Source organism: Paenibacillus sp. OT2-17, from assembly GCF_009827695.1.
In the GTDB taxonomy this organism is placed as follows: Bacteria; Bacillota; Bacilli; order Paenibacillales; family Paenibacillaceae; genus Paenibacillus; species Paenibacillus polymyxa_B.
In genome coordinates, this window is sequence record NZ_WUDQ01000804.1 from 1 (window position 1) to 1,281 (window position 1,281).

Annotated in this window: 1 pseudogene; it reads left to right on the forward strand. The window is 46.0% G+C overall.

The features are described from left to right. Positions 1-1,214, forward strand: a pseudogene (locus GRP75_RS30585) (PHB depolymerase family esterase); the annotation flags it as partial. Between the last annotated feature and the right edge of the window lie 67 nt (positions 1,215-1,281).

Below are 1,281 nucleotides of genomic sequence, written 5' to 3' on the forward strand. Positions count from 1 at the left end.
ATTGCGGTTATCTCTGGAGCGCCACATCCCAAGCATCTGATAAATCTGTTGAATATGCCAATATTGAATGTATGCGGAGATCAGGATTACTTATTTGCACAAGCATACACAGCCCCTGTAACAGAGCTTCCATCTGATCATTTTAAAGGTGTCGTAGAGCGGCAGTCTAATCACTGGGATACGCATGAGCTGAGACTTCTGGACGGCGTACTGGGTTGGCTTATGCAATGGAAAAGGGATGTCGTACCTCAGCGTATTGCCTATCGGACGGAACGGGGCAGACATAACCGGGCTTACTGGCTGGAACTGACGCGAATGGATGAAAATGAGGAATATGCCGAGTTGTACGGTGAAATGAGTGCCACAGGTGAGTTGGATATTGAGGCAGTTCACGCCGAAGAATTTATCATACATCTTTCTCAAGAGGTCATGCCCTTGGTATCGGAGCCCGTATTTTCGTGTTGGACTTGCGGGAATACAGCCGCTTTCGCTTTGTTAAAACATACTCACATAAACGTCCCTCACCTGAATACCGTTTGATTGCCGAACGGGAGGAAGAAAGCAGTGAATGTTTTTCAAAAGAATCGGATGCCAAAAAGGAAATTGTGGATTCGAAAAGCGTGGGAAGAAACGTTTTGAGCCATGGTATGGGTGTGCTTGACGTATATATGGATCGTCTTCACATTGTCCTTCCATCCAGCTATGCTACACCGGAGGAAGAGCAGGCGGTGAGACGGACGGCGAACGCCTTGGCTAGCCCACGAACAGCGACTTGGAATCCGTATATCGGTGTTCATTATCCGGTGGTGTCTTCCAATGATATTACAGAGGAAGCACTGGCTGATAGCAACGTGATATGTGTCACTTCGGGCTTGTCCAGACATGAGCTGCTTCAGAAGCACCAAGCTGATCTGCAAATTACATGTACGGAGGAAGGGTATACATTGGGCGGCGATTTTACGGCAGGCGAGTATTGTCTGTCATATATTCAACCTAGCCCATGGTCTGCAACCCAGCAAATGCTTGTCGTAGCGACCAATTCCCCCCGTATGTTGGGTAAAAACCTATTTATGCGCAGACTGATTATGCCTGGATATTTTAATGGTTTACACCCATATTTGAATAAAGAGATTATTGTGTATGACAGCAAGGGAGTGCGTGCTTTTAACTTTACTTCCATCAGACATGCGCACCAAAAACTGCAAGGCCAATAAAAAAGATAACAATGTTATAATAATCCATAATTAAAAAAACCGTCTGGAGGCACGTTGGCGATCCTGA